This is a genomic window from uncultured Pontibacter sp., from assembly GCF_947492645.1.
Lineage (GTDB): Bacteria > Bacteroidota > Bacteroidia > Cytophagales > Hymenobacteraceae > Pontibacter.
In genome coordinates, this window is record NZ_CANLMZ010000012.1 from 67,095 (window position 1) to 91,219 (window position 24,125).

Sequence of the window (24,125 nt, forward strand, 5' to 3'; positions counted from 1 at the left end):
GCTATACCTGTAAAGAGAGCTCCATCTTGATATCTGCCCGCTCGTAAATGCTGGGCGGCATAGGCACCTCTATAAAACCGAGGCGCTTGTACAGGTTTAATGCCGTTTCCAGGCGCCTGTTAGATACTAGGTATACTTTGTTTGCGCCCACACGCTTGGCTCTGTCTATGGCTGCCTCACCAAGCATTTTGCCTATTTTCATGCCCTGCATTTTAGGGGCAACAGCCATTTTAGCCAACTCAAACACACCCTCCCCATCGTTAATCAACGCACAGGTGCCAACAGGCTCGCCGTTAAAAAGCGCCATCAGTATATACCCTCCTTTATTGATGATATACCCTTGTGGGTTTGAAAGCGATTGATTGTCGGCCTCCTCCATTACAAAGTATTTAGAGATCCACTCGTGGTTAAGGTCGTAGAAAGCCTTTGCGTAAAACAGGTTAAAATCTACTATTTGTATAGCGGACGGAGTATTGTAATGCTGTGCCATGGTGCGTATAGTACGAAAGCTGCAAAATTACGCTACGTGAGTCTCTGCTCAAAGCATATCCCTATAAAAGCATGGGGCCTCACTACTTTTAAGCAATAGGGGCCCATGCTAAAGTATAAAGTTTATACTTTACCTGCCTGCAAAGGCTGGCAATACCTTCTCGCCGAACGCTTCTATAAACTGCTCCTGTTTCCGGTTTACATTGTGCAGCACTATTCTCTCAAAGCCAAGGTTTGCATATTCCTCAATCCAGGCTATATGCTTTTGCGGGTCGCTGGAGATGTTTACAGATTCATCCAGTTTGCCTGGCTCTACATACTTGCCGGCCTGCTCAAACTCGTTGGGGGTTTTAAGCTCTGACAGCAGGCTGCTGCCAAACACGTTGCTTTTCCATTGATCGTGGGCACCGCTTCGGGCTTCTTCTTCGGTTGTATCGTAAGATAGCTGCACTTTCAGGAGCATTGGCTTGTTCTCGCCGCCGTTTTGCTTCCACGCATCAACTACTTCGCGCAATTTGTCTATAGGCTTAGAAACCGTAATAAGGGCATCTGCCCAGCCTGCTGCCCAACTTGCTGTTTCGGGGGTTATGGCGGCACCCACTACCTCTATCCCTGTTTTGGGGCGTGTATACAATTTAGCGTTTTCTACTTTTATCAGATCGCGGCGCGTTACCGTCTCTCCGTTCCAGAGGTCCCGCATTATACTTACAGCCTCTTTTAACCTGGCGTTCCGCATGGTTTTATCGGGCCAATGCTCCCCCATGATAGACTCGTTTAAGGCTTGGCCGCTGCCTGCTGCCACCCAAAACCTACCCGGAAACATTTCGTCTAAAGTGGCGGCGGCTTGTGCTATAATAGCTGGATGGTAGCGCATGGTGGGGCAGTTCACAATGCCATAGCTCAGAGATGTTTGCGCCATGGCAGCTCCTAACCACGACCAGGCAAAGCCAGACTCTCCCTGCGCCTCGGTCCAGGGGTGAAAATGATCAGAAGAAAGGCAAAACGTAAAACCGGCCTCTTCCGCCTTTTTTGCATACCGCAGTAAGTCGCTGGGTGCAAACTGCTCGTGTGAAATATGATAGCCCAATTTTGCCATATAGTATAGTCAGGTTTATTTAAAAGTGCTTGTAAGCGCGCTTAAGTTGGTGCTATGGCTAACGCAATAGTCCGGCTATGCGTTACTGCAGGCTTGTTATCCTTTTACCAAAGATTAAAGTATAAATCCCAAAAAGTAAACACCCGGCATGTATGAGCACTACTATCCCACTTTGGTTACCTATTAGCTATACTTTGTTTTTGCTGATACTTGTGCCTGTATATTGGAAGCATTACGGTCCCGCTAATTTTCTCTGGTTTTCTGATGTGGCGCTTTTTTCGGTGGGCATTGTGCTCTGGACAGAAAGCCGGTTGCTATTAAGTATGATGGCAGTAGGTGTGCTGGGTCTGGAGCTGGTGTGGTGCGTGGATTATTTTGGCCGTCTGATCTCGGGCAAGCAATTACTGGGGTTGAGTGATTACATGTTTCACCGGGATAAAAGCCTTTTCCTGCGTGGGCTGTCGCTGTTTCATGTTTTTTTACCTGCTATCGTTATCTGGCTCTTGATAAAATGGGGCTATGAGGTTACGGCAATTTACTGGCAAACTGCGCTGGCCTGGGTAGTGCTGCCTCTAACTTACTTTTTAACGCCACCCCATGAAAACATAAACTGGGTGTTTGGCCTCGGGGATAAACCCCAGAGAAAAATCCCACCCAAAGTATATTTTATACTTGCGCTTCTGTTTTTTCCGGTTGCTATTTACCTGCCTTCGCACCTGCTACTGGTGTGGCTCTTTACCTAGTATAAAGTATAAAAGCGGGCTCTTACCCGCTTTTATACTTTATACTTATACAATTTATACTTACACAATGCTAGATGGTGGCAATACTGGCATCCGTTACTTTTATCTTCTCCTTTTTGCTCAGCCCCGAAACAACCTCTATGTTTATGCCATCCGATAGGCCGGTTTTAATTACTCGTTTCTCAAACACCTGTGGCGCTGTTTCCACTTCTACATAAGGCTCGTCTTTCTCGAACTTCAGCATACTTTCCTTTATAGCCAATACCTTGTCGCGCTTGTCCAGCACAATGTCGGCGTTGGCGCTGTAGCCGGCTCTTATAAAATCTTTCTCATTCAGCAGCACCTGTGCCCGTATCGGAAACTTAATAGAGCCCTCCTCAAGTATGCCTTTTGGGGCAATGTACTCCAGCTTGGCATTAAACACCCGGTTTTCGATGGCGCCAATGGTCAGCAGCAGGTCCATGTTCTCTTTTAGCTTGCCCACCTCCGATTCATCTATCTTGCCTTCAAAAATAAGGCTGCGCATATCGGCTACGGTGGCAATAGTGGTACCTTCGTTAAAGTTGTTGCGCTCGATAATAGAAGTGCCTACTTTAACCGGAACATCCAGCAGCATGCCATCTATGGTAGAATAAACTAGGTTAGACGATTGGCTGCGCTTACGCGATGTGCCTTCGCGCACCAGTTGCAGGTTACTTTCTGCGGCCTGCATGGCTTCTTTTTTCAGGTTGTAGTCTGCTTTATACTTCCGGAACTCCTGCTCCGGCACTACCTTTTGCTCATATAATTGCTCGTAGCGTGCCAGTTCGCGTTTGGCCTCATCAAAGTTTAGCTTAGCGGTTTGCAGTTGGGTTTCGGCGTTGTTAACGCTTACCATGTTGGGCACAATTTTGATCCTGGCAAGCAGTTGCCCCTGCTTTACCACCTCGCCGGCCTCTACATACAGCTCCTCTACAACACCCGACACCACCGATTTTACCTGTACCTCCTTGCGGGGAACAATAGAGCCCGTGGCAACAGTCTTTTTCACGATCTCCGTTTCGAAGGGTGCCTCGGTTTTATAAACCACAGGGTCGGTGTTCGACTTTTTGTAGAAGTAATAGCCCAACCACCCCGACAGGCCCAGGAACACCACGATAAACAAACCTAAAAAAACCTTTTTCATAGAAGCTTATAGTTACGATTCTTAATTACTACTCATCCCGGAGGGCTACCACCGGGTTTACCCGTGCTGCTTTGGTAGCTGGTATTAACCCTGCCAATGCGCCAGTAAGCACTAACAATATGGTTGCCGTTAAAGCAATGCCTAAGTTCACCTCAGGAGCCCCAAAGAAGCCTGCCTGCACGTCATACTTTTTCATGAAGAACTCGATGGTGGCAATCAGGCCTGTGCCGCCTAGCAAACCGATGTAGCCGGCCAGCCCGGTTATCACAATTGACTCCTGAATGATAAGGCTGATGATAGACCACGGCGTTGCCCCAAGCGCTTTCCGTACCCCGATCTCCTTGGTGCGCTCCTTCACTACAATCAACATAATGTTACCCACACCGATAATGCCCGCGAAGATGGTGCCTATACTTACCAGCCAGCTAAAACCTGCTATGCCCATAAACAAGCCTTGCACATCCTGGTATTCCTTCTCCACGTTTGCAGAGCCAAAAGCTTTCAGGTCCTCCGGTGCTACGTTATGGCGCTTCATCAGCAGCGTTTTTACTTTATCTTCTATCACAGCTGCCGGCACCCCCGGCTTAGGCGTAAGTGCCATAAAACCTACCTGGTTTGGCTGGTTAAAAGTTTGTTGCAAAGTTGTGTTCGGGATGTAGATTACTTTGGAGTCCTCTACAATATCCTCGCCTTTACCGACGGGCTCAAAGGTGCCTACTACCAAAAAGTAACTCCCCTTGATGCTGATATACTTGCCAATCGGGTCTTCGTCTTTAAAAAGCAGCTCCAATGTTCTGGGGCCAACAATGGCGACTTTACGCCGCTCTTTAATATCTTTACTGTTCAGAAACCGCCCAGACGGTACTTTTATTGGTTTTACCCGCAGCAGTTCCGGCGTTTCGCCATCTACTGTAAAGGCTGCGCTTTTTACGCCATAGTTAACCGCAAAATCGCCTTGCAACCGGTTGCTCGGCGCTATTACCGCCACCTCGGGCACGTTGGCTCGTATAGCTGCCACATCATCATTTGTCATCTGGATAAAACGCCCTGCTTTTAAGCCCATATAAGGCACGCTGGTACGCTGGGTCCAGATAAACACGGCATTTTTGGCAATGTTAAACTCACTCATAATGCCATTCTCCAGCCCTTTGCCGGCACCTAAAAGCACGACCAGCATAAAAATGCCCCAGAACACGCCAAAGGCCGTCAACGCTGTACGAAGCTTGTGCTTCTTTACAGTATTGTAAATCTCGGTCCATTTATCGATGTCTATCATGCCTTCCTATAGTTTTAAACAAATGCTTGCCAGATGCTCTTTTGTTGAATTTATACTTGCAGAAACTGCTCCTTCTGCGTTCTCAAAAGTTTTTAAAGGCGGCCAAAGATAAAAGAAGCATCTACTTAACAAGCCATACTTTAATCTGCTCTTAGCGCCTCAATTGGTTTGATGCGTGCGGCTTTTAGTGCCGGCATCAAGCCTGCAATGGCGCCACTCAGCACAAGCACCACCGTTGCCGAAACTGCCATACTTGGATCTACTTCCGGGCTTGCAAAAAAGGGCATTTCTGCTCCCGACGATACTATAGCATATTCTATCAGCGCCAACAAACCTGTACCTGCCAGCAGCCCCATATAACCTGAGAAAGCTGTAATTACCACCGACTCCTGAAGTATAAGGCTAACGATGGAGAATGGCGTTGCACCTAGCGCTTTTCTTACTCCAATCTCGCGGGTGCGCTCTTTCACGATGATCAGCATGATATTGCTTACACCCACAATACCTGCTATCAGCGTACCGATTCCTACAATCCAGACAAACACGCGGATGCCATTGAAAAGCCCCAGCACTTTGTGGTATTCTGCTTCGGTGTTCTCTATCCCCAGCGCCATGTCGTCGTTTTCAGAGAACTTGTGCCGCTGCGCAAGTATAGCTTTCAACCTGTCTTCCATTTCCTTGGCCGGTACGCCATCCTGTGCTGTCAGGATCATCATCTGCACCTGGTTGGGCTGGTTAAAAGTGCTTTGCAGCGTAGAGAAAGGTATATAGGCACGCTCTTCACGACGAGATCCGTTGTTGCCGCCTACTTTAAAAGTACCTACCACTTTAAAATGAATTCCACGGATGTTTACATACTCTCCTACTGGGTTCTGCTCGCCAAACAGCACCTTTGCAGCCTGTTCTCCGATTACTACCACTTTGCGTTTCTCGCTTTCGTCAAAGGCGTTCAGTACACGCCCGCGGGCAGCAGTTTCTCCGTTCATCGTCAGAAAATCAGGCTCTGCGCCAAACACCTGAAACGAACCGTTCTGCTTTTTGTAGTTGATCGTATATTCGCCCATCACGCGGTTACGCGGAGCCATCATGTTTAAACTCGCCACCTCCCGGTCAATGGCTTGTAAATCCTGGTTGGTAAGTTTGATTTCGCGGCCCGGACTCATGCCTTTATGCGCCAGCGCTGTTTTACCGCTCCAAACATAAATACTGTTCTTAGCCCCATCGCCGAAGCGGTTGATAACGCCATTCTCCAGCCCTTTACCTGCACCCAGCAGCAACACCAGCATAAAGATACCCCAGAACACCCCGAAGGCTGTCAGGAAGGTACGCAGCTTGTTCTTCTGCATGGTACCCAATATCTCCTGCCATTTGTCTAAGTCAAACATGTTTATTGCTGCTCGTTAACGTGTGATCTTAAAATTGGGAAGTAGATTATCTCGCTTCGATTCCTGCCACAACAGCCTCGGCGGGCTCATGCAAACCGTGGTCATCGTTTACAATCAGCCCATCTTTCAGCCTGATAATGCGGTGCGTTTGAGCGGCAATGTCATTTTCGTGCGTTACGATTACTACAGTCATGCCTTGGTTATTCACCTCCTTAAAAATGTCCATCACTTCGTTAGAGGTTTGGGTGTCTAGAGCGCCGGTGGGTTCGTCGGCAAGTATAAGTTTAGGTTGCGAGATAAGCGCCCTGGCAATGGCTACGCGCTGCCGCTGCCCCCCCGACATTTCGTTAGGCGAGTGCTCAGCCCAATCTTTCAGGCCTACTCTATCGAGGTACTCCAGCGCCAGTTTATTTCGTTGCTTGCGGCCCACCTTTTGGTAGTATAGGGGCAGGGCTACATTCTCCATTGCATTCTTAAACGACAGCAGGTTAAATGACTGAAACACGAAGCCCAGAAACTTATTGCGGTAATAAGCAGCCTTGGTGGCAGACAGGTTTTTGATCGATGTTCCGGCCAGTTTATACTCGCCGCTATCATAATCATCCAGGATGCCAAGTATGTTAAGCAACGTAGATTTACCGGAGCCTGATGAGCCCATAATAGACACAAATTCACCCTCACGCACATGCATGTCAATACCTTTAAGCACGTGTAGCTTGTTTTGCCCTACTGCATAATATTTATGAATATCGCTTAACTGTATCATAGGCTGGAATGCAATATAATGGTAAATATAATTTACGCTAGTTTGCTATACAAGGTACTTTACTCACAATATTTTATACAGATTTTATACCTCCACGGGTAATATCTCTGCCAACTGCACGGCAGCATCTATGAACGATGCATAACAACAGTTATACTTAAACGCCTGCTACTAAATCAAATAACAAACTTCATATTGCTTAAATAGATGCACCGGAGAGTGGTAAGGTTGCCTGCACTCCAAATTATTTTGGCAGCTGTATCAGGCCAACTCTGCATCCTGTTCTTTTTATACTTTTAAGCGCTTTACGTATGGCTTATTATGTTTTCGCCTGAGTTACCAGAGCCCATACTTTTCCACCCGCTTAAACACCACATGGGGTTCATACTTGCTTACATACAGGCAAACCAACACGCAAAACCAGAACACCTCTGTAAAGATCTGCTTACACTTGGCAGCTCGCAACTAGACTTATACTTTGGGCACCTAAGCCAGGAGCAAATCGCTGAAGAAACTATTTCATACTTACAGCAGCATAATTTGCTAAGCCCTGAAGCGTTCAGGCAATATTTAATTGAAGGCGGCACAGATTACCGTTGCATCACTTTATCTGACGGCACAGATTGGGTGCTGCGCTGGGGAGTTATAGCGGGCAGGCATGTACACTTGCACCCGGCACGTTATGCCAGCCATACTACTCGCGTAAAAGCCGCCGCCTTAAAAACAGCTATTGCCACCAGTATAGCCTCAGCGCAACTTGCTTTACCGGCCTCCGGCCTTAGCACCATCAATAAGGTAAGGGTAGAGTGGCTGGGATTATCCCCTGTAAAGTGGATAAATGAGCACGAAGGCATAGGCAAGTTTCTGAAACTGCTGCAGGGGCAAGTATAAAAAAAGCGCCACCCTTTGCAGGACAGCGCTTTTCGAGCTATGAATGTTTTACAGTTACTAGCGGCTCATCTCTAGCAACGTAGTCAGGGATACTTGCCTGTTGTTTAGTTTCGTGTACTTAAAATCATCGCCACCTTTAAAATTGGCTCCTCTTATGTTAAAGCTGTCTGATATTTTAGCGTATTTAAAATTTGCCGTACCATCAAAAACTGCTTTCTGAAAGTTTACGCCCTCATCAAATTTGGCATACTTAAAGTTAGCCTCGCCTCCGAAAGTCGCGCCAGCAAAGCTTACCTTTACCGGAAACGTAACATACTTAAAGTTAGCGTCGCCTCTGAAGCGGGCATTGTTAAAGTTTATCGCACCTCTGAACTTACTATACTTAAACAGCGCCTCATCCGAGAAACGGCTGCCTGCAAACGAAGCGCCACCTTCAAATTCTGAGTACTTAAAGGCACTCTCGCGCTCAAAAATGCAGTTTTCAAAGTTTACTTCTCTGGTAAAGTTGGTGTTGTATACTTCGTTGCTCGAGTTAAGCATATTAGCGCCATTATCGGGGTTAAAATATGCCATAACATTACCCTTAAATGTGCAGTTTACAAAGTTAAGCGGTGCAGTAACCGTACTTATGTACTCTTTCGAATTATACTTGCTGTCGCTTTTCTGGTTTTTCAGCTTCATGTTTTTCAACCTGGTCATGTCCAGATCGCCAACAATCTCTGCGTTTTTATAAGACACAGCCTCGCCACGATTTATTTTAGCTATGATTTCGGATGCGTTTACTTTCGTTTGGGCCAGCGCAATCACCGGCAGTAAAAGCAGCACCAACAGTATCTGTAAATTTCTCATCATGGTTCCTGTTAAAGTTTATACTTGATGTTTTAGATTCTGCACTAAAGATGTGTTGCCTATTGTGAAGGTTGCACCGGATTGCAGAATATTTTTAGCGCGGCAGATACTTTTACGTGCAAACACTATAAAAATAAAAGCGAGAGCTGCTGGAGCGGCCCTCGCTTCTGTAACTAACTAAACTTTAAAATCAGGTTAATTTCCTGGCACCTGAGGCGGCTCTGGTGCAGCTGGTGGGGCCGGAGCCTCTATCCGCGTCTTATCCACCACATACTGATCAACTGTTACAAGTAGGGCAGTTATACTTAGCAGAATAAAAGCAAACAAGCCCAGCAGTAATTTATTACTCGTTTTCATGTCAATGTCTTTTTGAGTGATAATCTGATTAATTTATACTGGCGCCGTTATACTTGCCTTCATACTTTTTTAAGTCTTCCAGCGACAAGCCCAGCAGCTTCATCGTTTTCAGGAAAGCCGGCAGCTCCTCTTCCAGAAACTGCTCCTTTTTTAGCACAATGGTTTTCTCAAATCCATCGTCGGCTAGAAAGTAGCCTACGCCACGCTTGTTATAGATCACGCCTTTATCCTGCAAGTAATTAAAAGTTCGCATTGTGGTGTTTGGGTTTACTTCAAATTCTACTGCCATGTCTCTTATGGATGGTATCTTATCGCCTGCAGCCCAATCCTTTCGGAGGATATTTTCGAAAAAGCGATTAGCTATCTGTAAGTATATTGCTTGGTTCTCTTTAAATTCCATGTCTACACCTGCCTTTCTTTTAATTTGAAAAATGATACTACTAACAAGAATGGCCCCAGCACATACCAGTACAGGAATGGCACCAGGCGTTCTGTAATAAACTCCATGTTATTTTTCAGAGCCACTGCGTCGCCCTCCTGAAATGCAGTTCTGCCTCCAAACAGCATATAACCCAGCGATCCGGTATAGCTCACAAGCACAACTGCTATAATGAACATGGCCAAAAGCGTTTTCATAAAGTTATTACCTCTGAAGGCCACAGCTCCTAAAAAGAAGAAGGTTTGCGTTACCAGGAAGCTGCCTATCATTCTAAGAAATTGCATACTGCTGAAAGCATTTGGCAGATCTGCTGACTGACCGGCTACCAGGGCACTAACCAGCATCAGTATAGTTGCACCCAGCAAAGCAGTAAGCAAGTATAAAGGCGCGGCAATTATCCAGGCACCCAACAACTTTTCCGAGGTTGATACAGGCAGCGTTAAAAATGCATAGCTCTTTTGTGGTGAGTGCAGCTCGCTGAATATCTTGCTTGTAAATACATATCCGCCCACAAACAGCACCACCAGGTATAGTGGCACCAGGTTGTAGATTTTGGTAGGATTAAAATAGGCTGTAAAACCGGATATCACCAGCAACACACCTACTACTGCCGCTATGGCTATCCACATGGCATTTATGTTCAGGAACAGTTGCCGCCTGATAAAGTAGCCAAGTCTTGTTAAGTTAAATTCTGCGTTCATAAGTTTTATCTTGTACTAATGTCAGTTACCATACTTGCTTCTGTCACGAAGCCTTCTAAAAACAATTGAAAAGGATAGGTATAATCTAGATCTGTTGCCTTTACCATATAAGCACACCCTAGCGCGGCTACCATTACCCACAACGAGTGGAGGTTTAGCGTAAGCTTTGCAGGGGCTGCTGCTTTTTTGATTGCCATGTTATAGTTCATACTTAAAAGCAGCAAATTGCTCGTTTACTTTGCCAGCATCTTTTACAATGCCATTAAACAGCAACTCCATATCCACACGGCTATCGATGCCAGCAATGTTCTTCACGATACCGGCTTTTCTGCCATGTATTTCTTCGGCGTAAACAATTTCATCAGCCGGCAAGCCATTCAGGTCGTACTCAAAGGCTAAGCGCTCCGAAATGGCAGCAATGCTATGGTTAAAGATGATCTTGCCATTTTCCAGCACTACAATCGTATCGATCAGGTTTTCAAGGTCGCGCACCTGGTGCGTTGAGATGATGATGATCTTCTCTTCGTCCAGGGCAGAGGCCATAATTTTTCTGAACTGGCTTTTGCTGGGAATGTCCAGCCCGTTTGTAGGCTCATCAAGTATAAGCAACCTTGCGTTTGTAGCCAGACCAAAAGCAATCAGGAATTTCTTCTTCTGCCCATAAGACAGCGTCGAAAGTTTAGCGTCGTCAGTTAACTCAAACTCAGCGAGGTAGGCGTTAAATTGGTTGTGGCTGAATTTATCGTAAAACACCGCGGTGGTTTTTACATAAGTTGCCATACTGATGGCCGGTAGGTTGAACTCCTCCGGCACCAGGTAAATATCTTGCAACATGGCTGGCTTACGTGCGGAAGCATCGGAACCAAATACCTTGCTTGCACCGCTATTCGGGAAAAGCATACCCGAAATTAACTTTAGCAGCGACGATTTACCAGCTCCATTTTTACCTAATAGGCCATAAATGAAACCTGGCTGCAGGGTCAGGTTCAGGTTCTCGAACAGCGGTTTGTTCTTCTTATACCTGAAATGAATGTCCTGTAGTTTTATCATAGTTTTACCTTTGTAGTGTATTAGTTATCTAGTACACTACAAAGGTAAACAGGGCTTTCAGATTTGCAAATTATTCAGATAAAATATTTTAATATACTTATAAAACCTTGCGCTACAGTAAAATACTAGATGCTATTATAGCGTATTAGATGTAACAAGCAACTACTCCAAGATCTTCTAAAACAAAAAAGCGCCACCCTTTGCAGAGTGACGCTTCTATACTTTATACTTGCTTAAATATGCAGCGCACGGTTTTCTGTTGCAGCTAAGCACGCCTCCTTCATGGCTTCAGCATAGGTTGGGTGCGCATGGCTCATACGGGCCACATCTTCAGCAGATGCACGGAACTCCATAGCCGTTACAGCTTCAGCTATAAGGTCAGCAATACGTGGTCCGATCATGTGAACGCCCAATATCTCATCTGTTTCCTTATCAGCCAGTACTTTCACAAAACCATCGGTGTCGCCAGATGCCTTCGCACGACCAGACGCCTTGAACGGGAACGAACCAGACTTGTAAGCACGGCCCTGCTCCTTCAACTGCTCTTCTGTAAAGCCAACACCTGCTACTTCCGGCCAGGTATACACCACACCCGGTATCAGGTTATAGTTGATGTGCGGCTTTTGACCTACGATCTGCTCTGCTACCAGCACGCCTTCTTCTTCGGCTTTGTGTGCCAGCATCGCGCCACGTACTACGTCACCAATAGCGTAGATACCCGGCACGTTTGTTTCCAGGTGGTCGTTTACGGCAATCATACCGCGCTCGCCCATCTGCACACCAGCGTTCTCTAAACCTAAACCTTCTGTGTATGGCTTGCGGCCAACAGATACCAGCACGTAGTCACCTTCAAACGTTACCGCTTCGCCTTTCGGGTTCTCGGCAGTTACTTTTACTACTTCGCCTTCGTTGGTAGCGCCGGTTACTTTGTGGTTAAAGAAGAACTCAAAGCCAAGTGTTTTCTTCAGCACGCGCTGCAGTTCTTTTCCAAGCGCACGGTCCATAGTCGGGATAATGGCATCCATGTACTCGATCACCTGCACTTTAGCACCTAAACGGGCATACACCGAACCAAGCTCCAGTCCAATAACACCGCCACCGATCACGATCAGGTTCTTAGGAATATCAGTAAGCGTCAACGCCTCAGTAGATGTGATAATGCGCTTCTTGTCGATTGGCAGGAAAGGCAAAGCAGTTGGCTTAGAACCGGTCGCGATGATAGTTTTATCTGTCTCGATCTGCTGCTCTTTACCTTCTGCGTCTGTGATCTTGATCGTGTTCTTATTCACGAAAGAGCCCAGGCCATAGTAGGTGTCGATCTTGTTCTTCTTCATCAGGAAAGCAATACCGTCGTTGTTCGACTTCACCACTTCGCCCTTACGCTTAATCATCTGCTCCATGTTCACCTGCAGGTCGTTAAGCTCGATGCCGTGCGTTTTGAAGTTGTGCGCAGCATTGTGGTAATGCTCTGATGAGTCAAGTAATGCTTTTGATGGGATACAACCTACATTAAGGCAGGTACCACCCAATACATTATACTTTTCTATAATCGCGGTTTTCAACCCTAATTGTGCGCAACGGATAGCCGCCACGTATCCACCCGGGCCAGAACCAATTACTGTAACATCGTATTTCATTTCTTTCTATTTATTGGTAGAGAAGACCTCTATGCTACTTTATTTATTAAAAAGGAAAGGAGGAGCAAACTCTGCAGCCTCTCCTCCTTCACTATAATCTTAAATTATACGCCTAACAGCAATCTCATCGGATCTTCCAGCAGCTCTTTCACGCGTACCAGGAAGCTAACCGACTCACGGCCGTCAATAATTCTATGGTCGTAAGACAGGGCCAGGTACATCATCGGACGAATCTCTACTTGACCGTTTACGGCAACAGGGCGCTGCACAATGTTGTGCATACCAAGTATAGCCGATTGCGGTGCGTTGATGATCGGAGTAGACATCATAGAACCGAACACACCACCGTTGGTGATTGTGAAAGTACCGCCGGTCATTTCATCGATAGACAATTTACCGTCACGCGCTTTTTTAGCCAGACGGATAACTTCTTTCTCGATGCCGTCTAATGTCAGTTGCTCTGCATTGCGAATAACCGGCACCACAAGGCCTTTAGGAGAAGAAACGGCGATAGAGATATCACAGAAATCATTAAAGATCATGTCGTTTCCATCTATCTGCGCATTTACTGCCGGCCACTCCTGTAAAGCTACAGTACAAGCCTTCGTGAAGAACGACATGAAGCCTAAGCCTACTTCGTGTACTTCTTTAAACTTGTCTTTATACTTGGCGCGGATGTCCATAATCGGCTTCATGTCTACCTCATTGAAAGTAGTAAGCATAGCCGTTTCATTTTTCACCTGCACCAGGCGGCGAGCAACAGTCTTGCGTAGTGAGCTCATTTTCTCGCGGCGTTGGTTTCTGTCGCCTGTAGTGGCAGGGGCAGCAGCTTCTTGCTGGGCAGCCGGAGCCGGAGCAGCAGCTGGTTTCGCAGCGGCTTTCTGTGCATTCTGCGCATCTTCTTTGGTAATGCGGCCATCGCGACCAGAACCTTGCACATCAGCAGCGTTTATGCCTTTTTCTGCCAATATTTTACCTGCAGCCGGAGACGGTGTGCCTGATGCATAAGTTTGTGCACCTGAAGCAGCGGCGGCTGGTTGTGAAGCAACAGCTTGATTAGCTGCTTCCTGCTTGGCATTTGCTTGCGCATTAGCGTGTGTAACACCAGCACCCGGTACAATTTTACAAAGCAGACCACCAATCTCTACTGTATCACCTTGCTGCGCGATAATCTGCAAAGCACCTGCAGCCTCAGCAGGCAACTCAAAAGTAGCTTTATCAGACTCCAATTCTGCAATCACTTCGTCCATTTCTACATGATCACCGTCGTTTTTTAACCAGCTGGCTATAGTAACTTCTGTGATAGACTCTCCTACAGTTGGCACTTTCATCTCTACAGCCTCGCCAGCGCCACTAGCAGCAGCGGCCGGAGCAGACTCCTGTGCAACTGGTGCAGGGGCAGCAGCTTGCTCAGCAGCAGGGGCCGACGGGGCAGCACCATCCTGATCTATGCGGCAGATAACAGCGCCTACGTCTATCGTATCGCCTTCCTGCGCTACAATGCGTAAAATGCCTGCGGCTTCGGCTGGCAATTCGAATGTGGCTTTGTCAGATTCCAGCTCCGCAATCACCTCATCCATTTCCACACGGTCGCCGTCTTTCTTAAGCCATTGGGCTATGGTTACCTCGGTGATCGACTCACCTACGGCAGGCACTTTAACTTCTAAGCTCATATTTTATTAGAATTATGAATTACGATTTTTGAATTACGAATTAACAATGCGTAGTGACTAATTATACTTCAATTAATCACTACGCATCATCAATTATACAATTAAATTGCGAATGCTCTATCGATTAGCTCCTGCTGCTCTTTAGCATGAATTTTAAGGTAACCGGTTGCCGGCGATGCACTTGCCTTACGCGCCACTACATCTTCGATACCGTTACGCATAATGCGCAGGATATACATCCAGGCACCCATGTTCTCCGGCTCTTCCTGCACCCAGTATACTTTCGCATTTTTATACTTGCTAAGCTCCGCCTCCAACTGCACTTTCGGGAATGGCGCCAGCTGCTCCATACGAATCAGGGCTACATCCTTGCGGTTGTTTTTCTGCTGCTCTTCCAGCAGGTCGAAGTATACTTTACCCCAGCATAACAACACCTTCTTCACCGACTTAGCCGAAGCATACGTATCGCCGATAACCTCTCTGAAACCACCCGATGTGAAGTCCTCAACTGGAGAAACAACAGCCGGATGGCGCAGCAACGATTTAGGCGACATATTGATAGCCGGCTTACGGAACGGCAATGCCAACTGACGACGCATAAAGTGGAATAGGTTGGCTGGCGTTGTGATATACGTCACGAACATGTTATTCTCAGCAGATAATTGCAGGAAGCGCTCAGGACGAGCATTAGAGTGCTCTGGTCCCTGCCCCTCGTAACCGTGCGGCAACAGCATTACGAGGCCGTTCATGCGCTGCCACTTAGACTCCGTAGCAGAGATAAACTGGTCGATCATTACTTGTGCACCGTTGGCAAAGTCACCGAACTGAGCTTCCCAAATTACAAGGGCATTCGGGTTGGCCATCGCGTAACCAAACTCAAAACCTAACACGCCATACTCAGAAAGCAGGGAGTTGTAGATCTCAAATGAGCCTTGGTTCTCTGTGATATGGTTCAGGTTGTTGTAAGGCGCGCTGGTTACGGCATCATGTAATACTGCATGGCGGTGCGAGAACGTACCACGCTGCACATCCTGTCCAGAGAAACGAACTACTTTGCCATCAAGCAATACAGAACCGTAAGCAAGCAACTCACCAGCTGCCCAATTCAGTTGCTTTGTCTCAAAGAACATTTCTTTACGCTCTTTTACCAGCTTCTCGATCTGCTTCAATGGCTTAAAGCCTTGTGGCAAGGTAGTCAAGGCTTTACCTACTGCCTCTACAGCTTCGGCAGATACTCCTGTTTCCGGAGACTGATTGAAGTCTTCTGGCTTAGAACGGCGCAGCGACTGCCACTCCTTCTCCATCTGCTGGTAGTTGTAAGGCAATGGCTTCTGCTTTACCATGTCCAGGCGGTCCTGTAACAAGCTGCGGAATTCCTTGTCCATACTTTTCGCCAGCTCTGCATCAATCTCACCACGAGATATCAACTGCTTGTTGTATACTTCGCGTGGGTTGGCATGCTTCGAGATCAGGTTGTATAGTTGTGGCTGCGTAAACTTCGGCTCGTCAGACTCGTTGTGGCCATGACGACGATAGCAGACCATGTCAATAAAGATATCGTTATTATAGCGCTGGCGGTACTCCATAGCCATACGCATCGCAAACACTACCGCTTCCGGATCATCACCGTTTACGTGCAATACCGGCGCATCAATTACCTTGGCAACATCAGTACTGTAAATAGACGAACGGGCATCTTCAAAATCAGTAGTAAAACCTACCTGGTTGTTTATCACAAAGTGGATGGTACCACCTGTGTTATAACCTTCCAGGTTAGCCATCTGCGTAACTTCGTATACTATACCCTGACCTGCTACAGCAGCATCGCCATGTATAAGTATAGGTAGCACCTTATCTATATCCTTACCATACATGCAGTCTATTTTTGCTCGCACAAAGCCTTCTACTACCGGGTTAACCGCCTCCAGGTGCGATGGGTTTGGTGCCAGTTTCAGATTAACTTTTTTACCGGATGGTGTAGTTACTTCAGCCGAGTAACCCATGTGGTATTTCACATCGCCATCACCCATGGTCAGGTCCGGAACGGCTGTACCTTCAAACTCAGAGAAGATCTGCTCATAGGTTTTGCCCATGATGTTGGCGAGTACGTTCAGGCGGCCACGGTGTGCCATGCCTATCACTACCTCTTCCACGCCAAGCTCAGATGCTTTGTCAATAGCTGCATCCAGGGCAGGTATAGTTGTTTCGCCACCTTCCAGAGAGAAGCGCTTTTGGCCTAAAAACTTGGTGTGCAGAAAGTTCTCAAATACTACCGCTTCGTTCAGTTTAGAAAGGATACGCTTTTTATACTCAATGCCTGGATTGAAGCTTAGCGAATCACGCTCCACCTTTTGCTTGAACCACTCCAGTACTTCCGGGTCGCGGATGTACATGTACTCAAAGCCAATGGAGCCTGTATAGATCTTTTGTAGTGCTGCTTCGATATCACGCAGCGTAGCGGGCCCGATACCGATAACCTCACCTACCTGGAAAACAGTATCCAAGTCAGCATCGGTTAAACCGAAATCTGCCAGGTCTAATCTTGCTTTGCGGTCTTTGCGGGCACGTACCGGGTTGGTGTTAGAGCGCAGGTGGCCGCGCGTGCGGTATGCGTGTACTAAGTTTCTAACAGCTACTTCTTTATCAGATTCGCCGGCAGTAGAAGCACCTTTGGCAGGAGCAGCTACAGCGCTTTCAGCAGCATCATGGCCATTTTCACCATATACCGAAGAAAACTCAAATCCTTCAAAGAATTTGCGCCATCCAAAGTCAACTGACTCCGGGTCCTGCTGATAAGCTTTGTACAGCTCATCGATGTAATCGCCGTGCGCATTAGCGATGTAAGTATATTTATCCATAGGAAATACTGCTGTGTGTAGAGGCAAAGTTAGAAGTATTATTTAAAAATCAAATTACATGCATCCGCATTAGCAAATATACCTCATTATCAAACACAAACATATGTAACCATACTCTATGCATACTTGTTCGGTTACAAACAGTTACCCTTTTAATAACTATATCATAACAAAGGAGCAAGACCCTTTAAAGGAGCCTATATTTTAATATTTGCCACAGGTTAATTTCTACTTCTATCACCGACAGTCCAATTGAGTGCGTCTGAATGTTATTTAATTGTTAATAAAACGTATAGAGGCCTAAACAGCATGTTACTTTTCAGGTATATTTCATTCCGAAGAACACCCTATAAACCCTTTAAGCACCTCCTTATTACATTTTGAAAGCAGCCAAGTGATAAAAATATCATGTTACCTTCTAAAGAAATCATTCCTATTACATTCATATAACCTAAGCTATCTTTAGAGAAGTAAAGTGTGGTTAAATTCTATGTCCCGTAAAAGTGTGAGGCAAAGGGTGTTGCCAGATACTATGTTGCACTAAAAACTATAATTAGTTATGTATAGCTATCTGCTGGAAGAATTATCGAAGACTATAGGTGCAAGAATGCTGATTGAATTTGAGTACCAGGGAAGCATGTATGTAGTAGAGCCGCACCTGCTTGGCCGCAACCACATGAAACAAGACTGTTTGCTTGCCTGGGTAGTATCAGGAAAAGGCGCCGCAGACAAACTTAAGGGCAGCTGGTATACATTTATGCTCACGGAAATAACTATGGTTAAACCGATGGAGCAACGGTTTACAAAACACCGTCCTGGCTACGACCCTTACGAAAGCTCCATGAGCCGCATTTACTACCGCATTTAGGTTTTACAGGGGCACCTTCCCGGGCCGTACGATGTTATACTTTCGCTACATGAAAGAGGAAGTATAGTTTGGCCAGCAAAATAAGGAAGTATAAATCAGCAACAGCTCCTTTAACAGCACAGGAGAAAACCAGCCGCTACATGCGCGGCAACAAATCAAAGAACACAAAACCTGAATTAGCATTACGCAAAGCCCTTTGGAGCGACGGCTTACGAGGCTACCGTGTACATTGGCCTAAAGCACCAGGCAAGCCCGATATCTGCTATCCGTCCCGCAAACTGGCTATTTTTATACATGGCTGTTTTTGGCATCAATGCCCCACGTGCAAGCCTATGCTTCCCAAATCAAACGTTACCTTTTGGCAGGCTAAATTCGAGAATAACATTAAACGCGATGCAAAGTATAAGCAACTGTACCGCGAGGCAGGCTGGCAGCGTATTGTGATCTGGGAATGCCAGTTGCGCCAAAGTATGGCCGGTTGCCTTACATTAATAAAAGAACTGCATCGCGGTGTGCCGGCCAGCTGGGAAATAGCCGCCTGAGCACATGCTAAAGTATAACTATTAGCTAAGTACTTTCCTATAAAATGCTTATCTTCATCTAAACAAAATCTATACTATGATAAAACACCTTCCTGTAGTGGCCTTGCTTGGCCTACTGGCAATGGGCTGTAACGAAAGCGCCCGCCAAACTGCCGATGCATCAGATGATGACACCGCTGCGCTTGCCGCTGACAGCGCTAACCTGCAACCGGCATTGCAAAGTATAACTGCAGCAGATGTGCTAAAACATACTACTGCGCTCGCTTCAGATGCTTTTGAGGGAAGAAGCCCCGGCACAGCAGGCGAAGACTCTACTGTTAATTACCTTACCCGTGAGTTTAAGAGACTTGGCTTGCAGCCAGGGAACCCAGACGGTACCTTTGTACAGGATGTACCTATGTTTGGGTTTACTCCTCAGCCTACTGCATCTATAAAGGCCGGTGGCAAAAACATCAAGCTTAACTTCCCGACAGACTACGTAGCTGTTTCCAGAAGATTTACACCTACTGTGGATGTGAATAACTCTGAAATGGTTTTTGTGGGTTATGGCATTGTAGCTCCTGAGTATGGTTGGGACGATTATAAAGGAGTGGATGTAAAGGGTAAGACCATTGTGATGCTGGTAAGCGACCCTCCTATACCTGACCCCTCGGACACGAATAAGCTTGACAGCACAATTTTTGGCGGCAAAGCCATGACATACTATGGCCGCTGGACTTATAAGTATGAAATAGCCGCTGAGAAGGGCGCTGCTGCTGCCATCATCATTCACGAGACAAAGCCTGCCGGATACCCTTACGAAGTGATTTCGGGGAGCAGGAGCCGCGAGGGTTTCGATATTAGCGCAGCGAATAAGAACATGGACCTGACAGCCGTAGAAGCCTGGATTACAGAACCAAAAGCAAGAGAGCTATTTACTGCAACAGGTAAAAACTTCGATCAATTAAAGCAAGCTGCTCTTAAAAAGGATTTTAAACCTGTTCCGCTCAATGCGGAGGTCAGCTTTAATATCAAGAATCAGCTGCGTGAGGTAAAATCAAAGAATGTAATTGCCAAGTTAGAAGGTTCAGATCCAAAGCTTAAGAATGAGTACGTGGTATACACAGCGCATTGGGACCATTTAGGCAAAGACACCAAATTGCAGGGCGACCAAATATATAATGGCGCTTTAGACAACGCCAGCGGTACAGCAGGGCTTATAGAGATTGCCGAAGCTTTCACTAAAATGGAGGCTAAACCAAAGCGCTCTATACTTTTCTTGGCTGTAACTGCAGAAGAAAAAGGGCTGTTGGGGTCTAAATACTATGCAAGCAACCCGCTTTACCCTTTAGAGAAAACGGTAGCCAACATTAACATGGATGTACTAAATGCATATGGGCCAACAGAGGATGTAACTGTAATCGGATATGGCAACTCTACCTTAGAAGATGTGTTGGCAAAAGCAGCCGCCACACAAAACCGCCGAATTGTACCCGAGGACACCCCTGAAAATGGCTTCTTTTACCGATCAGATCATTTTGAGTTTGCTAAACAAGGCGTACCGGCATTATATGCCAAATCTGGGGTAAAGGCACGAAACCAACCTGCAGACTATGTGCAAAAGTGGCAGAGCAACTATAATACGGAAGATTACCATAAACTTTCGGATGAGGTAAAAGACGACTGGAACCTGGAGGGGGCAGTAGAAGACCTGCAGCTGTTTTTACGTGTAGGCCATACAGTAGCCAATACAGAAAAATTTCCTGAGTGGAAGGAAGGTACGGAGTTTAAATCAAAGCGCGATGCAATGCTATCTGGGCCAGCCGATAGTATAAAAGTAAAGTATCAATAAACCCCTAGCCCTTTAGTTACAGAAAACCCAAACCGGCTGGCAACAAGAAATCATTACCAGCCGGTTTGGGCATTGGTATAAAACACCTGATAAAGGCTTGGCTTATATAGATCATTCACCTGCTACTAAGGCATAATTCTTTGTATTATTACTTTTTTAACAAAAATCATTACTCTGAGAATAATCCTAAATTTCAACTTCCTGTTTGCCAATGTCAGTCGCAGTACTTTTTAGTAGTCTGACTGTCTTATTTGCGCCATTAACTTTAAAATAACCAATTATTAGTCTTCATAAAGGTTACCTTTTTGCATACTTCGTATAAATAAGTACAAAATCAAATTGATTAGAATTATGAAAAAGATATGGAAATTAGCATTCGCAGCATTTGCTTTTGTAGCATTTACAGCTTGTGATGGTAACAGCAATACAACAACAGAGTCAGAAAACGTAGAAACAACAGATGAGCTAAATACTGACCTGGAAACAGACATGGAACAAGATACTGTTATGCTACAGGACACTACCGTTAACGATGGTGTTGCTGATGATATTCAGGAAGAGCAGCCTCCTGTTCAGTAAGTTTTTTTAAATTACGCGTTAAAAGTCTCTGCTACACAGCAGAGACTTTTTTTATGGGTTTACTACAATATTATTACGCAAAAGAATGATCCACAAGGTATGGATATGGTGTAAACCTTTTTAACTTTAGGAATGCAAAATACACATCTAACACACGATGGCGTAACTATCAAGTTGGTAGATTCAGATGAGCTGCTGGCACAGGCTGTTGCGGATTTGCGCAATAGCACCGAACTGGCGCTTGACCTGGAATTTGATCAGCACCGTTATACCTACGGCTTTAACCTATGCCTTATTCAGCTTACAAGTGGTAATGGCATCTGCTATATTATAGACCCTTTTCCTATTACTGACTTAAAGCCTGTTTTCAGTTTAATTGAGAATGAACAGATTGTAAAAATAATACACCATTCTAATAACGACATCCTCTTGTTAAATAAACTAGGCTGTAACATTCGCTCTGTACTAGATACAGACGTGGCAGCTAAGATACTTAACTATGAGCGATCATCTCTGGCAACAGTACTTAAAGAGGAGTTTGACAAAGAGATAGACAAATCACAACAGTCTAGCAACTGGAATCTCAGGCCACTTACTGATGCTCAGTTAAAATATGCCGCTATCGATGTTATATACCTGCACCGCATTAAAGACAAGTTATTAAATGAGGTAAAACAGCAAGGGAGAATTCATTGGTTGCAAGAAGAAAATCAACTTTTAGAAACGTTGACGTATTCTGAACCGGAAAGCCCTCACCTGAAGCTACGTAACGCATTTCGCTTAAACTATTTTGAGCAATATATCCTCAAAGGCTTATTTGCTTTCAGGGAGGCTATGGCTAAGACTTACAATAAACCTGCCTCTTACATTATATCTAATGAGGCACTAGTAGATCTTGCCCAAAACAGCAAAACAGATATTCACGAATGGCTTAATCATACTAAAGGCATTCATGGAGGACTAAAAAAGTCTAAAAACGAAGAGCAGTTGAAGCAAGCCTTAGCAGATGCCACAAAAGAGGCAAAGGCAAATAATATCAGTCACGACTATCCTGAAAATCGTTGGTTACGGCCATCTCGCACTCCAGAAACCGAGATGCGCAAAGATGAACTTACCAAAGTACAGAAGGCTATCATTGCTAAGTATGGTGAATTTGCATCCAAACTGATTATTACTCAAAGCGTCATCAACGAGTATAGCCAATCCGGGAAACTGATATGCCTTAAAAAATATGCTTCGGATATTGTACTTGGAACAGCCGGTGAAGTTGGCGTAGAGTTGCCTGCACCCTCTTATAAAGAAGTACCTAAGTAAAAGATATATTACAGAATCAACTTTAGCATTATTTATAAATTACATGAGCGCATTTAGAACGGAACACGATTTTCTGGGAGAAAAAGAAATTCCGAGTGAAGTTTATTATGGAATACAGACAGCAAGGGCACTTGATAACTTCAACATAACTGGCATACCCGTATCCAAAGAACCCTTATTTATACAGGCATTTGGTTATGTCAAGAAAGCTGCTGCTATGGCTAATCGTGACTGCGGAGTAATTTCACCTGAAATAGCAGAAGTTATCTGCAAGGCATGTGACAAACTGATTGCGGGGGAGTATCTTGATCAGTTTGTTACGGATATGATCCAGGGCGGAGCAGGAACCTCTGTTAACATGAACGTAAACGAAGTTATTGCTAACCTTGCCTTGGAAATAGTAGGAAGGCCTAAAGGCGATTACAAATACATCAGCCCAAATGATCACGTTAACTTCTCACAGTCTACTAATGATGCCTATCCTACGGCTTTCAGGCTTGCGCTTTATAACAAAATAAACAATTTCATCTCTAGCCTGGAGGCCCTGCAGCAGTCATTTGCTAATAAAGGAGAAGAGTTTAAAGAAGTGCTAAAAATGGGCCGAACACAGTTACAGGATGCTGTACCTATGACTTTAGGCGCTGAATTTCATGGCTTTTCAACTACTATAAAAGAGGATATCCAGCGTCTGAACGAAGCTAAAATGCTTATCTGTGAAATCAACATGGGAGCAACAGCTATCGGAACATCAATCAACGCCCCTGAAGGTTACCCACAGATCGTAACTGAACATATCAGAGAAATAACGGGTATACCAGTTGTTTTAGCCGAAGACCTGATAGAAGCCACTTGTGATACCGGTGCCTATGTTCAGATATCTGGCGTACTAAAGCGCAGCGCTATCAAAGTATCAAAGATCTGTAACGACTTAAGATTATTATCATCTGGCCCAAGAGCAGGTATAAATGAAATTAACCTGCCACGCATGCAACCTGGTTCATCTATTATGCCAGGCAAGGTTAATCCGGTTATTCCTGAAGTTGTAAACCAAACCGCCTATTATGTAATTGGCTCAGATGTAACTATAACTATGGCAGCAGAGGCTGGTCAATTACAGTTAAATGTAATGGAGCCAGTTATAGCATTCAGCTTATTCAGTTCTCTCACATATCTTGAAAATGCATGCTATACGCTTAAGGAAAAGTGTATCGAAGGTATTACTGCGAATGAAGAGATATGCAAGAATATGGTGATGAACAGTATCGGCATTGTAACGTCCCTCAACCCTATCATTGGGTACGAAGCCTCCGCCTCCATAGCAAAGGAAGCCTTGGCCACAGGCAAGTCCATCCATGACATTACTGTTTTGGAGCGCAAATTGATCACGCAGGCCAAGTGGGAGGAGATATTCTCTATTGAGAACCTGATCCACCCAAGGTTTATTAACACCTGATCCATGCAATGGAGCCGGCTCAATTGATTCAGTATCCAACCAAGCGAAGGAGGCCGTGCGCTCTTACCGAAGCCAACTCAGCCTTCCCTAACGGTTCATTGACCAGCTGCGCCTGCGGACGGCTTTGGCCTTTCACCGCCCCCTTAAAGCAGCAGAGCCCCCG

23 protein-coding genes are annotated in these 24,125 nt (G+C 45.6%); 8 read left to right on the forward strand and 15 right to left on the reverse strand.

The window, feature by feature from the left end; genetic code table 11:
• Position 1: 1 nt before the first annotated feature.
• Together Q1A23_RS17625 and Q1A23_RS17630 are read right to left on the reverse strand one after the other, a co-directional pair.
• A complete protein-coding gene (locus Q1A23_RS17625) occupies positions 2-490 on the reverse strand; it encodes a GNAT family N-acetyltransferase (protein ID WP_299825897.1) in 489 nt (162 codons plus the stop codon).
• Between the two features lie 129 nt (positions 491-619).
• Positions 620-1,585, reverse strand: a complete 966-nt coding sequence (locus Q1A23_RS17630; RefSeq protein WP_299825900.1) for a TIGR03885 family FMN-dependent LLM class oxidoreductase — start codon at positions 1,583-1,585, stop codon at positions 620-622.
• A 152-nt stretch (positions 1,586-1,737) separates the two neighbouring features.
• Here Q1A23_RS17630 and Q1A23_RS17635 point away from each other — a divergent pair, with 152 nt between their 5' ends.
• On the forward strand, positions 1,738-2,328 hold the full coding sequence (locus tag Q1A23_RS17635; protein ID WP_299825902.1) for a membrane-associated protein: 591 nt from the start codon (positions 1,738-1,740) through the stop codon (positions 2,326-2,328).
• Positions 2,329-2,398: 70 nt separating this feature from the next.
• Here the strand turns inward: Q1A23_RS17635 and Q1A23_RS17640 are convergent, their stop codons facing one another.
• The 4 genes from Q1A23_RS17640 to Q1A23_RS17655 form a co-directional block, all read right to left on the reverse strand.
• Positions 2,399-3,493 (reverse strand): efflux RND transporter periplasmic adaptor subunit, encoded by a 1,095-nt coding sequence (locus tag Q1A23_RS17640; protein WP_299825904.1) that lies wholly within the window; start codon positions 3,491-3,493, stop codon positions 2,399-2,401.
• A gap of 28 nt (positions 3,494-3,521) precedes the next feature.
• Positions 3,522-4,769 (reverse strand): ABC transporter permease, encoded by a 1,248-nt coding sequence (locus tag Q1A23_RS17645; protein WP_299825906.1) that lies wholly within the window; start codon positions 4,767-4,769, stop codon positions 3,522-3,524.
• A 140-nt stretch (positions 4,770-4,909) separates the two neighbouring features.
• Complete coding sequence (locus Q1A23_RS17650) at positions 4,910-6,154, reverse strand: ABC transporter permease (RefSeq protein WP_299825907.1); 1,245 nt, start codon at positions 6,152-6,154, stop codon at positions 4,910-4,912.
• Between the two features lie 46 nt (positions 6,155-6,200).
• Positions 6,201-6,920 (reverse strand): ABC transporter ATP-binding protein, encoded by a 720-nt coding sequence (locus tag Q1A23_RS17655; protein ID WP_299825909.1) that lies wholly within the window; start codon positions 6,918-6,920, stop codon positions 6,201-6,203.
• Between the two features lie 321 nt (positions 6,921-7,241).
• Here Q1A23_RS17655 and Q1A23_RS17660 point away from each other — a divergent pair, with 321 nt between their 5' ends.
• On the forward strand, positions 7,242-7,811 hold the full coding sequence (locus Q1A23_RS17660; protein WP_299825911.1) for a hypothetical protein: 570 nt from the start codon (positions 7,242-7,244) through the stop codon (positions 7,809-7,811).
• A gap of 57 nt (positions 7,812-7,868) precedes the next feature.
• On the opposite strand, the gene Q1A23_RS17665 is transcribed toward Q1A23_RS17660, so the two are convergent.
• From Q1A23_RS17665 to Q1A23_RS17705, 9 genes are all read right to left on the reverse strand, one after another.
• Complete coding sequence (locus Q1A23_RS17665; RefSeq protein WP_299825913.1) at positions 7,869-8,663, reverse strand: pentapeptide repeat-containing protein; 795 nt, start codon at positions 8,661-8,663, stop codon at positions 7,869-7,871.
• 192 nt (positions 8,664-8,855) lie between these two features.
• Positions 8,856-9,017, reverse strand: a complete 162-nt coding sequence (locus Q1A23_RS17670) for a hypothetical protein (RefSeq protein ID WP_299825915.1) — start codon at positions 9,015-9,017, stop codon at positions 8,856-8,858.
• A gap of 28 nt (positions 9,018-9,045) precedes the next feature.
• Positions 9,046-9,417 carry a GntR family transcriptional regulator gene (locus tag Q1A23_RS17675; RefSeq protein WP_299825917.1) on the reverse strand — a complete coding sequence of 124 codons (372 nt, stop codon included), beginning with the start codon at positions 9,415-9,417 and terminating at the stop codon, positions 9,046-9,048.
• 2 nt (positions 9,418-9,419) lie between these two features.
• Positions 9,420-10,157, reverse strand: a complete 738-nt coding sequence (locus Q1A23_RS17680; RefSeq protein ID WP_299825919.1) for a hypothetical protein — start codon at positions 10,155-10,157, stop codon at positions 9,420-9,422.
• A 5-nt stretch (positions 10,158-10,162) separates the two neighbouring features.
• On the reverse strand, positions 10,163-10,354 hold the full coding sequence (locus tag Q1A23_RS17685) for a hypothetical protein (protein WP_299825921.1): 192 nt from the start codon (positions 10,352-10,354) through the stop codon (positions 10,163-10,165).
• Between the two features lies 1 nt (position 10,355).
• Positions 10,356-11,207 (reverse strand): ABC transporter ATP-binding protein, encoded by an 852-nt coding sequence (locus Q1A23_RS17690; RefSeq protein WP_299825923.1) that lies wholly within the window; start codon positions 11,205-11,207, stop codon positions 10,356-10,358.
• 233 nt (positions 11,208-11,440) lie between these two features.
• Complete coding sequence (lpdA, locus tag Q1A23_RS17695) at positions 11,441-12,844, reverse strand: dihydrolipoyl dehydrogenase (protein WP_299825925.1); 1,404 nt, start codon at positions 12,842-12,844, stop codon at positions 11,441-11,443.
• A 104-nt stretch (positions 12,845-12,948) separates the two neighbouring features.
• Positions 12,949-14,517, reverse strand: coding sequence for a 2-oxoglutarate dehydrogenase complex dihydrolipoyllysine-residue succinyltransferase (gene odhB, locus Q1A23_RS17700; RefSeq protein WP_299825927.1), 1,569 nt, complete (start codon positions 14,515-14,517; stop codon positions 12,949-12,951).
• Positions 14,518-14,618: 101 nt separating this feature from the next.
• Positions 14,619-17,375 carry a 2-oxoglutarate dehydrogenase E1 component gene (locus Q1A23_RS17705; RefSeq protein ID WP_299825929.1) on the reverse strand — a complete coding sequence of 919 codons (2,757 nt, stop codon included), beginning with the start codon at positions 17,373-17,375 and terminating at the stop codon, positions 14,619-14,621.
• Positions 17,376-17,934: 559 nt separating this feature from the next.
• On the opposite strand from Q1A23_RS17705, the gene Q1A23_RS17710 reads away from it, so the two are divergent.
• The 6 genes from Q1A23_RS17710 (at position 17,935) to aspA (ending at position 23,962) form a co-directional block, all read left to right on the forward strand.
• Complete coding sequence (locus tag Q1A23_RS17710; protein WP_299825931.1) at positions 17,935-18,243, forward strand: hypothetical protein; 309 nt, start codon at positions 17,935-17,937, stop codon at positions 18,241-18,243.
• Between the two features lie 68 nt (positions 18,244-18,311).
• Complete coding sequence (locus Q1A23_RS17715; RefSeq protein WP_299825933.1) at positions 18,312-18,785, forward strand: very short patch repair endonuclease; 474 nt, start codon at positions 18,312-18,314, stop codon at positions 18,783-18,785.
• A 76-nt stretch (positions 18,786-18,861) separates the two neighbouring features.
• Entirely contained in the window at positions 18,862-20,616 is a 1,755-nt protein-coding gene (locus Q1A23_RS17720; RefSeq protein ID WP_299825935.1) for a M28 family metallopeptidase, read from the forward strand.
• A gap of 351 nt (positions 20,617-20,967) precedes the next feature.
• A complete protein-coding gene (locus tag Q1A23_RS17725) occupies positions 20,968-21,195 on the forward strand; it encodes a hypothetical protein (protein WP_299825936.1) in 228 nt (75 codons plus the stop codon).
• Between the two features lie 132 nt (positions 21,196-21,327).
• Entirely contained in the window at positions 21,328-22,509 is a 1,182-nt protein-coding gene (locus Q1A23_RS17730; protein WP_299825938.1) for a ribonuclease D, read from the forward strand.
• A gap of 43 nt (positions 22,510-22,552) precedes the next feature.
• Entirely contained in the window at positions 22,553-23,962 is a 1,410-nt protein-coding gene (aspA, locus tag Q1A23_RS17735) for an aspartate ammonia-lyase (RefSeq protein WP_299825939.1), read from the forward strand.
• The last annotated feature ends 163 nt before the right edge of the window (positions 23,963-24,125 follow it).

Coding starts and splice junctions, on each gene's coding strand:
- Q1A23_RS17625 (WP_299825897.1), bottom strand. CDS start 490: ATGGCACAGCATTACAATACTCCGTCCGCTATACAAATAGTAGATTTT.
- Q1A23_RS17630 (WP_299825900.1), bottom strand. CDS start 1,585: ATGGCAAAATTGGGCTATCATATTTCACACGAGCAGTTTGCACCCAGC.
- Q1A23_RS17635 (WP_299825902.1), top strand. CDS start 1,738: ATGAGCACTACTATCCCACTTTGGTTACCTATTAGCTATACTTTGTTT.
- Q1A23_RS17640 (WP_299825904.1), bottom strand. CDS start 3,493: ATGAAAAAGGTTTTTTTAGGTTTGTTTATCGTGGTGTTCCTGGGCCTG.
- Q1A23_RS17645 (WP_299825906.1), bottom strand. CDS start 4,769: ATGATAGACATCGATAAATGGACCGAGATTTACAATACTGTAAAGAAG.
- Q1A23_RS17650 (WP_299825907.1), bottom strand. CDS start 6,154: ATGTTTGACTTAGACAAATGGCAGGAGATATTGGGTACCATGCAGAAG.
- Q1A23_RS17655 (WP_299825909.1), bottom strand. CDS start 6,920: ATGATACAGTTAAGCGATATTCATAAATATTATGCAGTAGGGCAAAAC.
- Q1A23_RS17660 (WP_299825911.1), top strand. CDS start 7,242: ATGTTTTCGCCTGAGTTACCAGAGCCCATACTTTTCCACCCGCTTAAA.
- Q1A23_RS17665 (WP_299825913.1), bottom strand. CDS start 8,663: ATGATGAGAAATTTACAGATACTGTTGGTGCTGCTTTTACTGCCGGTG.
- Q1A23_RS17670 (WP_299825915.1), bottom strand. CDS start 9,017: ATGAAAACGAGTAATAAATTACTGCTGGGCTTGTTTGCTTTTATTCTG.
- Q1A23_RS17675 (WP_299825917.1), bottom strand. CDS start 9,417: ATGGAATTTAAAGAGAACCAAGCAATATACTTACAGATAGCTAATCGC.
- Q1A23_RS17680 (WP_299825919.1), bottom strand. CDS start 10,157: ATGAACGCAGAATTTAACTTAACAAGACTTGGCTACTTTATCAGGCGG.
- Q1A23_RS17685 (WP_299825921.1), bottom strand. CDS start 10,354: ATGGCAATCAAAAAAGCAGCAGCCCCTGCAAAGCTTACGCTAAACCTC.
- Q1A23_RS17690 (WP_299825923.1), bottom strand. CDS start 11,207: ATGATAAAACTACAGGACATTCATTTCAGGTATAAGAAGAACAAACCG.
- lpdA (WP_299825925.1), bottom strand. CDS start 12,844: ATGAAATACGATGTTACAGTAATTGGTTCTGGCCCGGGTGGATACGTG.
- odhB (WP_299825927.1), bottom strand. CDS start 14,517: ATGAGCTTAGAAGTTAAAGTGCCTGCCGTAGGTGAGTCGATCACCGAG.
- Q1A23_RS17705 (WP_299825929.1), bottom strand. CDS start 17,375: ATGGATAAATATACTTACATCGCTAATGCGCACGGCGATTACATCGAT.
- Q1A23_RS17710 (WP_299825931.1), top strand. CDS start 17,935: ATGTATAGCTATCTGCTGGAAGAATTATCGAAGACTATAGGTGCAAGA.
- Q1A23_RS17720 (WP_299825935.1), top strand. CDS start 18,862: ATGATAAAACACCTTCCTGTAGTGGCCTTGCTTGGCCTACTGGCAATG.
- Q1A23_RS17725 (WP_299825936.1), top strand. CDS start 20,968: ATGAAAAAGATATGGAAATTAGCATTCGCAGCATTTGCTTTTGTAGCA.
- Q1A23_RS17730 (WP_299825938.1), top strand. CDS start 21,328: ATGCAAAATACACATCTAACACACGATGGCGTAACTATCAAGTTGGTA.
- aspA (WP_299825939.1), top strand. CDS start 22,553: ATGAGCGCATTTAGAACGGAACACGATTTTCTGGGAGAAAAAGAAATT.